The sequence below is a fragment of the Planctomycetota bacterium genome, assembly GCA_018242585.1.
In the GTDB taxonomy this organism is placed as follows: Bacteria; Planctomycetota; Planctomycetia; order Pirellulales; family PNKZ01; genus JAFEBQ01.
Window position 1 is genome coordinate 60,442 of sequence record JAFEBQ010000001.1, and the last position, 12,742, is coordinate 73,183.

The window sequence follows — 12,742 nt, forward strand, 5'->3', positions numbered from 1 at the left end:
CCACCTTCTCCCGGCGGGAGAAGGGCTAGCGCTGGCTCGGTGATGATGGGTCAGCTGCGCGCCAGCTCATACTCATCGCTAGCCGCTAACTGCTTCTCCTGCAACTGACTACTGACGACGGACAACTGACCCTGCAAAACATAGCAGCGCGTGGCCCCTACGCCGCGTTGTTCGTCAGTGCGCGGCGGTCGTCGAGCGAGAAGCAGACCACGCGCACGCGGCGCGGGCCGGCGGTCCCCAGATAGACCCGGTCGGCATAGATCACCGGGCAGCGTTCCACCACGCCCGACGCGCCGCCGCCACCGTCGCTCACCGCAGTCGACTCTTGGTCGGCGGTGGGGTCGAGCGCGGAGCTATTGGCGGGGTGTTTCATGAGTGCTGCCATCTGCAAGCAAGGACAATTTGGCATGCCCGGGATGTTCGGTTCATCGTCAATCAGCGCCGCGGTCAGCCAGCAAAAATCAGCCGCCCCAGGATAATCACGAAACATTTAGCTCGTCGCCGCGTGGCCGCGCGCGGGCGCGTGGCAAAACGCTCGACGAATTGCGTTGTTTTGTGCAGCACGAGTACGCACACGCCGCGTGGTGAGTTCGCGGAAATCTTTTTCGCGAAACAAAAATCCGCACCGCGAGTCGGCAAAAACTGCGCGTGGGCTGAGGGTCTGCGGACCTGTGAGCCCGTGGCCGCGTGAAGATTAAATCTCTGATAGCGTGGTCGGCAGCATCACGACCGGCAGCGTGCCGCCACGCCCCACGCGCACCGCAAGGCCCAGTCGATGCTCGGCCGTGGGCCACGACTGGCCGAATTGCCACTCGGCCGGCTCGTCGGCAATCTTCGGGGCGTCGAACGAAATGGTCGGCGCGGCCTGCTCGTTCAGGTGATAACTGAAGGCGTCGAGCGGCAACGCCAGGCCGTGCCCTCGGGCCTTGATGTACGCCTCTTTCAGCGTCCAATAGTCGAAAAACTCGCGATGCTGGCGGTCCAGGGGTACTTGCAGAAGGTCGCGCACCTCGGACGGCGAGAAGTACCGCTCGGCCAGATGGACCCCGCCGTTGCGGCGGTTCACCGTTTCGACGTCGACGCCGATATCGCATTCACGCACCGTGGCCAGGGCCACTAGACCAGTGGTATGCGAAAGGTTGAACCGCAGCCGGGGCGAAACCTCGGGCGTGGCGATCTCGGGCCGGCCATATTGATTGGTCGCGAAGGTCCAATCGGCGGCTGGCTGGTCGGTGTAGCGACTCAATACCCCGCGCAGCAACATTCGGGCGGCCAGGAATTGATCTCGGGACGGCACGTGCCGATACCGGTCATAGCGCGCCCGCTCGTCGGGTGCCAGCATGGCCAAGGCCCGCGTGCGGCAGTCCCGAACTTCTAAATCGTCGGGCCGGACTAGCCAGACGTGAACCTCGTCGGGCCCGAGTTGCTCGGGCAGCCGTGCCGGCGGCGCGACCTGCCATTCACTCGGCCGAGACATAGCACTTCAACGCGTGATCAACGAGCGTCACCCGACCGTCGGCCAGCAACATGGGCCCATCGAACTCGGGGTAGATATCGTCTGGACTCTCGGCCGCCGTATCGACAAACAGCCGCCAATCGACCTCGTGGGCGATGGACGGCGCGATGAATTGCCGGGGGAGCGTGCCAGCATGGATCATCATCATCACATGCCGCGCGGGGGCCGCGTTGGCGGCCGTGCCGCGGTTCGCGGCTAGCAGGCAGATCAAACTGTGATCGTTGCTGTTCCAATCGACACCGGCGCCGTCGGCCGAGTACCAACTGACATCGGGGAAGGGGTTCCCCGCCGCCTGCTCGCCGTTCAGAAAGGTCGGCCGCCGCACGGTCGGTTGATTGCGACGGAACTGAATCAGCGTCCGCACGAACCGGAGCAGATCCTCTTGCTGTTCGACCAGCTTCCAGTCGAACCAGGAGATTTCGTTGTCCTGGCAATAGGCGTTGTTGTTGCCGCGCTGGGTGCGCCGGCATTCATCACCATAAAGCAACATCGGCACGCCCTGGCTGAGCAACAAAGTGGCCAGCATGTTGCGGACCTGCTGGTTTCGCAACTCGTTGATCCGGCGGCGGCGAGTGGGGCCTTCAAAGCCGAAATTGCAACTGTAGTTGTTGTTGTCGCCGTCGCGGTTCTGTTCTTCGTTGGCTTCGTTGTGCTTATACGAATAGGTGTTCAGGTCGTTGATCGTGAAGCCGTCGTGCGACGTGATGAAATTGATGCTGTGATACGGCCGGCGGTTGCTCGATTGGTACAGGTCGCTCGACCCGGCCAAGCGCGTGGCCAAGGCCCCCAGCGTGTGCTCATCGCCGCGCCAGAACCGCCGGATGTCATCGCGGTAGCGGCCGTTCCATTCGGCCCACCGCAAGTTGGCGAACGAGCCCACCTGGTAAGCGCCCGCCGCGTCCCAGGCCTCGGCAATGATCTTGGTGTCGGACAACAAGGGGTCTTCGGCAATCTGCTCGATCAACGGCGTGTTGGGCATCAGATCGCCGTTCCGATCACGACTGAGAATCGACGCCAAATCGAAGCGGAAGCCGTCGATGTGGTAGTTCAACACCCAATGCCGCAAACACAAGAATATCATCTCGCGGACGATCGGGTGATTGCCGTTGACCGTGTTGCCGCAGCCGGAGTAGTTTTTGTACGTGCTGCCGCCGTTGGCCAGCATGTAGTAGACGCGGTTTTCCAGTCCCTTGAAGCTGACTGTGGGGCCGAATTCGTTCCCTTCGGCCGTGTGGTTGAACACCACGTCCAGGATGACTTCGATGCCCGCCTGGTGCAGCGCCCGGACCATTTGCTTGAACTCAACGACTTGGGCACCAGGCTCCGAACTGGCCGCGTAGCCACGATGCGGAGCGAAGAACGCCAATGGGTCGTAGCCCCAGTAGTTTGGACGATGTTCGTTGCGGCCGTTGGGCGCGTTGATCGGAAACTCGAGCACCGGCATCAACTCGACGGCGGTCACTCCCAGCGATTGCAGGTAGGGGATCTTCTCGATCACCCCCAGGTACGTGCCCGGGTGGTCGACCTCACTATTGCCCGAGCGTGTGAACCCGCGCACGTGCATTTCGTAGATCACCGATTCCGACAGATTGCGCCGCAGGTGGCGATCGCCTTGCCAGTCGAACGAATCGTCAATGACCACGCACTTGGGCGGACGCGTAATGCCGTCATCGTTGGGAAGGTAATTGCCGGCCAGCGCTCGGGCATAGGGGTCGATCAGCCGCGCGCGACCATTGAACCGATGGCCCACCTGGGGAGCGAACGGCCCGTCGGCCTGGAAGTGGTAGAGCTGCCCGGGACCAATGCCCGGGACGAACACGCTCCAGATGTCTCCCCAGCGGTCGAGTTCCGGGTTGAGTTGGACGACTTCAGCCGGATCGGGATCGTCGACGTGGTCGTAGAGCAACACCCGCATGCCCGTCGCCGAACGGCTGAAGACGACGAACTGAACGCCTCCATCCTGCAGAATCGCGCCAAACGGAAGAGGATGGGTAAACTGTAGTGAAGGGTGCAGCAGCGGCATCGACCGAACCTGGCAAACGGCTACGAAACAATGCTTCGGCAACCTGCGGCCGAAAAGCTCTGCAAGTGTAGCACGTTCTAGGGCAAGAAACGCCCTGGCTCAAGGCACGAAATGCCTTGAAAAGCCCGGAAAACCGCTGCGTTTTACCGGAACGATGGGGAGTGCCGCACATGCGACCAGTCGCGAGCGCTCGGTGAAATAGTCGCGGCCCCCCAGAGCAATTCTAGGGAGCATGCATCGCTGGCTCACCCAAGCCGGCGGCTCTGCCGCCGAGATCGGTGGCAAAGCCACCGGCTTGGTAGGTATGCCAACGCTACATTGAATCGAGAATCGTCATGGCCGTGATCACTCATCGAACCGTAACAATCGTTGCGGCCTGACTGACGTTGCTTCCCGCGCGGCGTTGTTGTTGCCCCCGCGGCGCTACGGCTGGAAGACTGCGTGGCAGTCGTCGCAGTTCTTTTGCACTCGTTCGGCCGCGGCCGTGGCGGCCCCTTTGTCGCCGGCGCGAATCGCTTTGCTCAGTTCGCCACAGGCGTCGCGCATCTCGGCGCTCATGGTGTACCACTTGGGCAAATCGGCAGGATCCTTGACCTCGTGGGTGTCATAGATGATCGCCTGGCCCACGGCTGCCAGCACCGTAGCGGCCCGGGCGTTATCGGCCGCGCGTCTTGGATCGAGACGCTTGAGCGAGTTCCGCAGCTTGGTATGGGTGGCCGCTACCCGTCGCATTGTTGATCCCAAGCCGGCAATGCGCGACCACTCGGGTGCCTTGACGTCCCCCTGTCCCCCCAGCGCTTCCTTCAAATTGACCAAAGATTTTTGCGCTTCGGAGAAATTTTTTGCCTTGGCCAATTGCTGGGCCGGCGCGATCAGCGCGGGGGCGGTCTTTTGCAGTTCGTGGTTCTGCTCGTGCTTGGCCAAGACGAGCGCCACGATGGTCAAAATGTTGGCCTCGTCCTTGACGTGATCCTTGTGTTCGTTGTAGCTCGCTTCGCTATCCAACCAGCGCTCGATTTCTTCGGTCGAGGCCTTCACCTGCGCGACCAAATCGTCGACCGAAATCGTCGCCGCCAACGGCGGTGCGGCCGGGGGCGCCGCGACGACTTGCGCCACGCCGAATAGACCCGCGCTCAACAGCAGAATCGAGCAGAACCAACAGACGCAACGATGAGTCATGGCGAGGTGAAATCCTGAAAAAGAGCCGGAATATATGCGTGTATTGAACGATGCGCGGTCGAGCAATCAGCTCGCTCGCATACTTCGGCAAAGGTGCGCGAACGTGTGGGCATGGATCATTTGCTCAGCGCTCTAGTCTGTTAGTGACACGTGACAAAATCAAGTCATGAACTCGGTGCCCGAAGCACGCTCTACCCAGCGCGGTCAGGTCACTCGCGCAAACTCAACGACAGGCTTCATGCGAGACGACATTTGCATTCAAAAACAGCGCTCGAATGGAGCCACGGAACACTCTTGTCACGAGCTCGTGTTGCTGGTCATCACGCGCTCGATGCGCGTCTATCGACAACCTATGCACAATGCCTTGCGGCGCGCTTACGTCGCGCGTCGCGGCGCTAAAATCGTTGCGCCGAAGCAGAAATGTGCTTGCACAATTTCCATAACTCGCTACTATATCGAACAAGCTTGCAGAACGATTGACGAGGTTGAGTGCCCAGTCAGTTGTTCAGCAGGTGTGAAGCCGGATCGATGGTGATCGCTTGAACTTCAAACTGGGCTTCTCAGGACAAGGATTCCTGTGGACCCGAGTGCAACAAGGAAGTTGCCACAGGTTTGATTGAACGCATCTGTCTGTGACAGGTTCGTTCTTTGGGCAGGACTCCCAGCGACATGACGTCCGTTGGGTAGCTCATCACCTCTCAGTACGGCGATCACCTGTTCAGCCAGCTAGAGTCAGGCCGTGTAGTCGGCTTGGTTCTTTACATGGAGTGTTAGTGCGTGCGATCGAATCGCTCAGCCGTCCCAGCCCGGCGAGTTGTTCAGCACGTTGATCCCTGTTGTTAGGAGGACGTACGGTGGCCAAGAAGAAAGCAGCTAAGAAGGCAACTAAGAAGGCGACCAAGAAGAAGGCTGCCAAGAAGAAGTAGTTTCGTTGGCCTTATTTAGCCGCTATCCCGTGCGGGTAGTCTGGCGGTAAGGCAAAACGGCGAAACTCGCCTACCAAGCCACAACGAGAAAGAAACGCCTGGTCCTTGGATCAGGCGTTTCTATTTTTTGATACGGACATTTCCAGTCGTCGTGGCGATTCTCGGGCGTCGCGATTCCGGATTCGCAAGGTATTGCATGGCCAATTGGCCATGACTCGTGCCTCGCGCGCTCCTTCTCGCCGTGTCTGCTACCGAAAAAGCTCTCTCCCTCCGCCGGCTTCGTGTTAGAATTGCAGCGGGGCTACGTTCTTCCGCTGTTCCCTGGATTCGCGTGACAGGGGCGCGACTCGTGCCACGATCCACTCGGCAAGTCAGCCTCGGCGCGCTAGTAGCTGCCGTCCGGCCAGCAACATCCGACACGTCGTTCAGGCCGCCAGCGCGGTCATCGCGCGATCCACGCACCACTTGCTCGCCGAGACCGCCAGCATGACACAGCTTCCTCGACTGGCGATCGGAACCATCCAGGCCGAAGCCGACAGCCGCTTCTTGGTCTGGGCGTTGCTCCACTTGTTCGTGCGCCGGTCGTTGCAGCCCCAACACTTTCATTCGCGCTGCTGCTTCTTTGGCGTGAACGGGGCGCAGGTCGCCTCGGGCGAAGGCTCGCGCCACCTGGACAGTTGGACCATGTCGGCGCCGCTGGCCCAGGAACTGTTCCTGCGCGCCGCGCGCAATTCCGACCTGGCCGTCATCGAGGGCCGCTTCGACGCGGCACTCGGCAACGGTCACCAAGTCGAAGAACGACACGCCGGCGGCAGTTTGGACCAGCTTTGCGAATGGCTCGGCTTGCCCCGTTTGGCTTTGATTGACGTGGGCGACATGCAAGCGCATGGCCTGCCGCCACGTCCCACGGCCGATGCCGTGATGCTCGATCGAATCTCCGGCGGCGACGAGCTGCGCCGCATTGCACGACAGATTCAAGACGCCTGGGGCCTGCCGGTGCTGGGGGGATTACCCGAACTGCCACGCATTCGCGAGACCATTCGTTCAACGCCAGCCGACGCCGAACTGCCGCTGCCGTTGTGCGCGGCTCTGTGCGACGCGCTGGAACGCTATGCCAAGGTGCCCGAGTTGCTACGCCTGGCCGGTACAGGCAGTTGGCCGGCGTCCGATGCGTCCAGCGACTGGGAAGACGCCCGCCGCGTGTTTGAATCGCAGCCGGTGACCGTGGCCGTGGCCTATGACAAGATTTTCCATTGCCACTTCCTCGACACGCTCGACATGCTCGAGCTGCTAGGTGCCACGGTCGTCGACTTTTCGCCGCTGCACGATGACTGCCTGCCCGAAGGGACCGACCTGGTCTACCTGGGCTGTGGCCGTCCCGACTTGTACCAAGCACAACTAGCCGACAATGTCTGCATGCGAATGGCGCTGCTGCGGCACATCTGCGAAGGTCGCCGCGTGTACGCCGAAGGGGGCGGGCTAGCCTTCCTGGCCGAGTTTCTGTTCACGGCCGAGCAACAGTTGGCGATGGCGGGCCTGGTGCCGGTGTGCGTCCGAGCCGATCAGCCACAGCAGCCATTGCGAGCCGTGGAGCTGCAATTAGCCCAGGACACCTGGCTGGGTGAAAGCGGGCTGACGCTGCGCGGGTATCAGAACCCGAATCTCCATTTCGAGCCGACCGGCGAAGTGGCCCAGGTCTGCGGCGGCCCGGTCGACGAATGCAACTTGCTGGCCCACAAGCAGGTGATCGGCAGCCGCGTCCACTTGAACTTCGCCGCCCAGCCGCGCGCCCTCTGCTCGCTGGTCACGCCGCGCAAATGCTCGATGGCCCGGCGGTCCTAGTACGATGCTCGTCATGGCGAGCTGTCGGGGTGGCACTCCCTCCTAGGGCGTGGGGAAGTGGGCACCGACTCCGCTGCTTGATGGCCGTTCACCACGCCCTGCGCTGCGCTTGGGACGTGCCACCCAGTCGAATCGAGGACAGCCCTACGATGGTTGGCCACCTTGGCCCAGGTAGAGCTGAATCAGTTGGCTTTGCACGCGGATCGCCCGCAACAGTGTTTCGAGCGCCTCGGGTGAAAAGCCTTCGGCCTCGAGATTGGCCAGGTCATCTAGCTCCTGGCTCATGGCGGCATGCTGGTCCGAGGCAAACTGTAAGCACAAACCCGCCTGACGCCAGGCGTCGAGCAGCAACCCGTCTTGGGTAAAGGCATCGGTCGAGGCGTGGGCGTTGTTCAACAGCAACGACAGCCGAGCCACATCGCGAGGCAAGGCGTCGGGCTGCAAGCGTTCGATTTGCGTGGCCAGTTCACTGCACTTCATGGCTGCTTTCTCCAACTCGGCGCCGCCCCAGGCGGCGATCGCGTCACGCCGAAACATCGACCATCGGCGCGCCGGTTTACCCCACGAACGTCAGTACAAATCTACCTCATGAATCTCGGAGAGGCGGAACGGGGAAAATCCCCAGGAAATCAGCGACCGGCCGTGATTACGAGATGACCAGCGCCGTCAGCAACCCCACGGCAATCAGGGTTTCGAGCGCCCCGGCAATTTGCATCACCAACGGGTCGACGTCGTGCAGCAACTGCTTCACCTGCTGAGGGAACACGGCCAGCGTGACCCCTTCGAGCAGAATCATGGTCAAGGCGGCCCAGGCAATCCATGTCACGGCAGTGGTCGCTCGCGTGAGTACACAAGTTGAAAGCGCCGCCAAGCGGCGGCGTGAAAACCGATCGCCCCATCGTACCACGGCGCGGCCGGGGCTCTAGTGGCGGGCCGCTGGCGAGCGGGTTATCATCACCGTTTCTCCGCCCGTAAACCTGTCATTGCCCACGCCCAAGGATCCGCTCCATGCCCGGCAAGCCTACCGACGTACGACTGCTCAGCGTCCGTCTCGACAAGCAGCAACTCGCCTATCGCACACCGATCAAGTTTGGCGGCCGCGTGGTCACCGACGCTACCCTGGTCGATGTAACCGTCGAGGTCGAGACCCGCAATGGTCAACGCGGTCGCGGCTTTGGTTCGATGCCCATGTCGAACGCCTGGGCCTGGCCCAGCGCCAAGTTGTCTGGCGAGGAAACCCTGGCAGGCATGGTCGACAATGCCGAGCGCGCCGTCGCCGATGCCGCCAAGTACACCGACTTTGGACATCCGCTGGACATCACGCACCACCTAGCCAAAAACCACGCGGCTCTCGCCGAACAGACGCTCAAAGCGCGGAAGCTGGCCGAGCCAATCCCACGGCTGGCGCAACTGGTCGCGGTCAGCCCGATCGAAGCCGCCATCCACGACGCTCAAGGCAAAGCCTTGGGGCGGAACTCGTACAACCTGCTCAGTCAGGAGTTCTGCAACCACGACATCGCCCACTATCTGAACGACGAGTTTCGTGGCGAGTATTTGGACCGTTACACCCTGCGCCGGCCCAAGGCGCGGATGCCGCTGTACCACCTGATCGGCGCGCTCGATCCGCTGACGATGGCCGATGTCGCCAAGCCGGTCGGCGACGGTTTGCCCGAGACGCTGGGGCAATGGATCAAGGCCGACGGCCTGACCCACATGAAGATCAAGCTCAATGGCGACGACCTGAACTGGGATGTCGAGCGCGTCGCGCAGATCGAACGCGTGGCCGTCGAGGCCCAGGCCGAGCGCGGCTGCGCCGAGTGGTGGTACTCGACCGACTTCAACGAGAAATGTGCCAACGTCCAATACCTGCTCGACTTTCTGGCCAAGGTTGACGAGCGCTCGCCGCAGGCGCTCGATCGGATTCAATACATCGAGCAGCCGACAAGCCGCAACTTGAAGCAGAACGCGGAAAACAAGATGCACGCCGCGGCGCGCATTAAGCCGGTGGTCATCGACGAGGCCTTGGTCGACTTTGAAAGCCTGTTAATCTGCCGTGAGCAGGGCTACTCGGGCGTGGCGTTAAAGGCGTGCAAGGGGCAGACCGAGGCGCTGCTGATGGGAGCCGCGGCCCAGAAATACGGCATGTTCTTGTGCGTTCAGGATCTGACCTGTCCGGGCGCGTCGTTCCTCCACTCGGCCAGCTTGTCAGCCCGCATTGGCCCGGTGGCAGCCATCGAAGGGAACTCGCGCCAGTATTGCCCGGTGGGAAACAACGGTTGGCGGGAACGCTTCCCGACGATGTTCCGTATTAAGGATGGGACGCTGGGAACCTACGTCCTCGACGGCGCCGGGCTGGGATATTAGCGGACGCGCCTCCCATCGATTTGGCGCAATGAATGCCTTCCGACGGCGGTCCTTGCCGTTTGTTTGCATTGCATTAGCCCCTCGCCCCAAGCCTCTCGCCTCTCCCGCCGCCGGTCCCTGTTCCTCGGCAGCTTCTGCACACTTTGCGTGCAAAAATCGGGCGTCAGGTTGCTGACTGTTTTGTCAGCAATTTTTCGGGAAGATTTACAACCGCTAAGGGCGCAACGACTTTGCGTAGGTGTTTTTGACTGCCCGGCGTTGCCAACAACTAGCCCGGCACGGCGGTTGCTTGACATCGCACACCAAAGAGTCAGCAACGGATCGGGCAGCACCTTTCTCAAGGGAGTTTACGCTGATGGTGGCCGCGCAGAACATTGACCGTGACTTGGAGCAACGGGTTTCGACTTACCTGGCCACGCGCCATGTCCCCAGCTTGCGCCAATTGATTGTCGAAGCCCACAACGGAGTGGTCACGCTTCGCGGCAAGGTCCGTTCGTTCTACGAAAAGCAGTTGATGCAGCAGTGTTGCCAGCGCGTGGCCGGCGTGGTCCAAATGATCGACGCCGTTGAAGTTCGCTAGTCGGCACACAGTAAGCGGCAGCCATTCTTTTTTAAGCCGAGGTAGCTACTCGCCTACGTCTGCAAAAACTAGCGCGGCCCGTCGATTCACCTCTTTCGCCCCCTTCAGAACGCATCTTCTGGCCACGTTTTTTTGCGCGCTCTTAGAAGAGATCGAGAGGGGACTAGCCACGGAGTCACTGAGACACGGAGGTTTGCACGGAGGAAGTAGAGTTAAGGGAATCCAAATGTCCAAGCACCAATGCCCGATGACCAAGTAAGAACACAATCGCATTGTTTCTTCTTGTTCATTGGGATTTGGTCCTTGGTCATTGATCAACAATGGTCTCCCCTCATCCCCTCCGTGCAAAACTCTGTGTCTCCGTGCCACCGTGGCGAAATTTAGGCGACGCGGCCGGAGAGAACCTGTCCTTGGCCGATCGTGGCTTTGACCTTCAGCCCCGTGTAGCCGGGGCCGGCGAAGTCGAACAGCACCAGGTCGGCCGTATCGCCAGGGCGCAGTGAATTGACCGGCCGGCTCAACAGTTGCGCGGGGTGCTTGGTCGCCATGTCGACCGCAGTCGCCAGATCGACACCCGCAAATCGCATCACGCATTCCACGTTCACGCCGATCGGCAGCGACGCGCCGGCCAGCAACTGATCTTGCCCGGCAATCACCAACCGCCCGTCGGCCAGAATCTCCAGCTCGCAGCCGCTGCTCGTATAGCGCCCCGGCGGCAAGCCCGCCAGCCCCGATGCGTCGCTGACCAGGATGCAGCGCTCGGGCTGCTTGGCTCGGACCATCGACTTAACCACCTCGGGTGGTAAGTGGTGGCCATCGACGATCAAACTGGCCATCAGTCGATCTTCGGCCAGTTGATCCCAAATGTAATTCGGGTGGCGACGCAGCATTCGATGGGTGCCGTTCCCCAGATGCGTGCTCAAGCGCGCTCCGGCGTCGACCGCCGCTTTGATCTGTGGCCCCGACGCGCCGGTGTGGCCGATCGAAACCACCACGCCCGACGCGGTGGCCAAGGCGATGAAATCCGGCGCTTCGTCGAACTCGACCGACATGGTCAGGATCACGATCCGGCCATCGGCCGCGTCCTGAAGCCGACGGAACTCGTCCCAGTTGGGCCGGCGACAATGTTCCTTGGGGTGCGCGCCGCGCGGGCCATCCTCGATGGAAAAGTACGGGCCTTCCAGGTGAATGCCCCAGACCGCGTGCCCCACATCGCCAAACTCGCGACAGGCCGCGGCAATGGTGCTGAGCCCGTGGGCGTGGACCGCGAAGCTTTGCGTCGTCAGCGTGGGACACAGCGCCGTGACGCCAAACTCGAAATGCTGTCGCACCACTTTGGCCACGGCCGCGGTGGTCAACTCTGCGCTGCTGAACTCCTGGCCTCCCCAGCCGTTGGTTTGAATGTCAACGAATCCTGGCGCGACATAGGGCGCGGCCAGCGCCGTGGCTGACTCGGCCACCGGGCGCAAGCGTTCAATCCGCGCGCCGTTGAGGGCGACTTCGACCGGTTCCCGGGTGTCAAAACGGCGAGCGAGGAATTTCATGGGGCGGGTTCCTGGGCGGGCGCGACGGGGCAGGTTCCCCGATTATGTCACACCGCGTGCCGCTCTGCACCCCGCTGGCCGGTCGCGCAAAAAAAGGCCGCTTGAGCGCCCCCTTTTGGAACTCAAGCGGCCTGCGAACACTATTTCAAGCGCGCCGAAGTGCGGCTTAGTACGTCGCTCCGGCGCGGGGCAGGACCACCACGCTGGCCGGGGCTTGCCATTCGCCGTGCGCCCGGGTGTTGCCCGTGAAGGCCGGCGAATAGATGCCGCTCATGTGGGGCACCGGGTTGGCCGTGGGGCGGGCCTTGCTCATGCCGTACCAGCTTTGCGCGGCAATCCGCTCGCGGCGTTGGGCGGCGTCGTACTCGGCCTTGTGGCGAACGGCCATCTTGGGGTCGTTGTAGTCGCGGGCCGCTTGTTCGTAGAACCACATCTCAGGGGTCGGCGTCACCGGGCCCATCGAGACGGGGTGGTCGGTCGTGGCGTCCTTCGCCGTCGTGCGACGGTTTTCGGCGGCCGCCATTTGAAACCCGACCATCACCAACAGCGCGGCCGTCATCCATGTACGCTTCATGTTCGGTTCCTCTCGGTCGTCCGGGGCGCGAAGGCAGCCGGGCAGCGCTGACGCGGATTCGCGCGCGGGCGGGCCCCTTGGTCTGCTGCCGTCGAGCGGTTCTGGGCGGGCCGCGCTGCTCGGCCGATCGATCGGTCGAGGCGGGATAGAACGCTGGCCCTACTAGTGCTATTCGTCGGGTCGGCCGTTGTTAG

Annotated in this window: 11 protein-coding genes; 3 read left to right on the top strand and 8 right to left on the bottom strand. The window is 62.0% G+C overall.

Features of this window, described 5'->3' with window-relative positions:
• Positions 1 to 157 precede the first annotated feature (157 nt).
• From JSS27_00260 to JSS27_00275, 4 genes are all read right to left on the bottom strand, one after another.
• On the bottom strand, positions 158 to 373 hold the full coding sequence (locus JSS27_00260; GenBank protein MBS0207359.1) for a hypothetical protein: 216 nt from the start codon (positions 371 to 373) through the stop codon (positions 158 to 160).
• A gap of 321 nt (positions 374 to 694) precedes the next feature.
• Positions 695 to 1,477, bottom strand: coding sequence for a 4'-phosphopantetheinyl transferase superfamily protein (locus tag JSS27_00265; protein MBS0207360.1), 783 nt, complete (start codon positions 1,475 to 1,477; stop codon positions 695 to 697).
• Positions 1,461 to 3,539, bottom strand: a complete 2,079-nt coding sequence (gene glgX, locus JSS27_00270; GenBank protein MBS0207361.1) for a glycogen debranching protein GlgX — start codon at positions 3,537 to 3,539, stop codon at positions 1,461 to 1,463. Before glgX ends, JSS27_00265 begins: the two co-directional genes overlap by 17 nt.
• 423 nt (positions 3,540 to 3,962) lie before the next feature.
• Positions 3,963 to 4,718, bottom strand: coding sequence for a cytochrome c (locus JSS27_00275; GenBank protein ID MBS0207362.1), 756 nt, complete (start codon positions 4,716 to 4,718; stop codon positions 3,963 to 3,965).
• A 1,412-nt stretch (positions 4,719 to 6,130) separates the two neighbouring features.
• Between JSS27_00275 and JSS27_00280 the strand changes: the two genes are divergently transcribed.
• Entirely contained in the window at positions 6,131 to 7,486 is a 1,356-nt protein-coding gene (locus tag JSS27_00280) for a hypothetical protein (protein ID MBS0207363.1), read from the top strand.
• 144 nt (positions 7,487 to 7,630) lie between these two features.
• Here JSS27_00280 and JSS27_00285 read toward each other — a convergent pair whose 3' ends face one another.
• Entirely contained in the window at positions 7,631 to 7,966 is a 336-nt protein-coding gene (locus JSS27_00285) for a hypothetical protein (protein MBS0207364.1), read from the bottom strand.
• A gap of 166 nt (positions 7,967 to 8,132) precedes the next feature.
• Complete coding sequence (locus tag JSS27_00290; GenBank protein MBS0207365.1) at positions 8,133 to 8,312, bottom strand: hypothetical protein; 180 nt, start codon at positions 8,310 to 8,312, stop codon at positions 8,133 to 8,135.
• Positions 8,313 to 8,494: 182 nt separating this feature from the next.
• On the opposite strand from JSS27_00290, the gene JSS27_00295 reads away from it, so the two are divergent.
• Together JSS27_00295 and JSS27_00300 are read left to right on the top strand one after the other, a co-directional pair.
• Positions 8,495 to 9,850 carry a mandelate racemase/muconate lactonizing enzyme family protein gene (locus JSS27_00295; GenBank protein ID MBS0207366.1) on the top strand — a complete coding sequence of 452 codons (1,356 nt, stop codon included), beginning with the start codon at positions 8,495 to 8,497 and terminating at the stop codon, positions 9,848 to 9,850.
• A 355-nt stretch (positions 9,851 to 10,205) separates the two neighbouring features.
• Entirely contained in the window at positions 10,206 to 10,430 is a 225-nt protein-coding gene (locus tag JSS27_00300; protein ID MBS0207367.1) for a BON domain-containing protein, read from the top strand.
• Positions 10,431 to 10,810: 380 nt separating this feature from the next.
• Here the strand turns inward: JSS27_00300 and JSS27_00305 are convergent, their stop codons facing one another.
• Together JSS27_00305 and JSS27_00310 are read right to left on the bottom strand one after the other, a co-directional pair.
• Positions 10,811 to 11,974 (bottom strand): amidohydrolase family protein, encoded by a 1,164-nt coding sequence (locus JSS27_00305; GenBank protein ID MBS0207368.1) that lies wholly within the window; start codon positions 11,972 to 11,974, stop codon positions 10,811 to 10,813.
• 166 nt (positions 11,975 to 12,140) lie between these two features.
• Entirely contained in the window at positions 12,141 to 12,548 is a 408-nt protein-coding gene (locus tag JSS27_00310; protein MBS0207369.1) for a hypothetical protein, read from the bottom strand.
• Positions 12,549 to 12,742 lie beyond the last annotated feature (194 nt).

What these genes read in the sequence shown, in the direction of transcription:
- JSS27_00285 (MBS0207364.1), bottom strand. Translation starts at nt 7,966, where the DNA reads ATGAAGTGCAGTGAACTGGCCACGCAAATCGAACGCTTGCAGCCCGAC.
- glgX (MBS0207361.1), bottom strand. Translation starts at nt 3,539, where the DNA reads ATGCCGCTGCTGCACCCTTCACTACAGTTTACCCATCCTCTTCCGTTT.
- JSS27_00280 (MBS0207363.1), top strand. Translation starts at nt 6,131, where the DNA reads ATGACACAGCTTCCTCGACTGGCGATCGGAACCATCCAGGCCGAAGCC.
- JSS27_00265 (MBS0207360.1), bottom strand. Translation starts at nt 1,477, where the DNA reads ATGTCTCGGCCGAGTGAATGGCAGGTCGCGCCGCCGGCACGGCTGCCC.
- JSS27_00275 (MBS0207362.1), bottom strand. Translation starts at nt 4,718, where the DNA reads ATGACTCATCGTTGCGTCTGTTGGTTCTGCTCGATTCTGCTGTTGAGC.
- JSS27_00300 (MBS0207367.1), top strand. Translation starts at nt 10,206, where the DNA reads ATGGTGGCCGCGCAGAACATTGACCGTGACTTGGAGCAACGGGTTTCG.
- JSS27_00305 (MBS0207368.1), bottom strand. Translation starts at nt 11,974, where the DNA reads ATGAAATTCCTCGCTCGCCGTTTTGACACCCGGGAACCGGTCGAAGTC.
- JSS27_00260 (MBS0207359.1), bottom strand. Translation starts at nt 373, where the DNA reads ATGAAACACCCCGCCAATAGCTCCGCGCTCGACCCCACCGCCGACCAA.
- JSS27_00310 (MBS0207369.1), bottom strand. Translation starts at nt 12,548, where the DNA reads ATGAAGCGTACATGGATGACGGCCGCGCTGTTGGTGATGGTCGGGTTT.
- JSS27_00295 (MBS0207366.1), top strand. Translation starts at nt 8,495, where the DNA reads ATGCCCGGCAAGCCTACCGACGTACGACTGCTCAGCGTCCGTCTCGAC.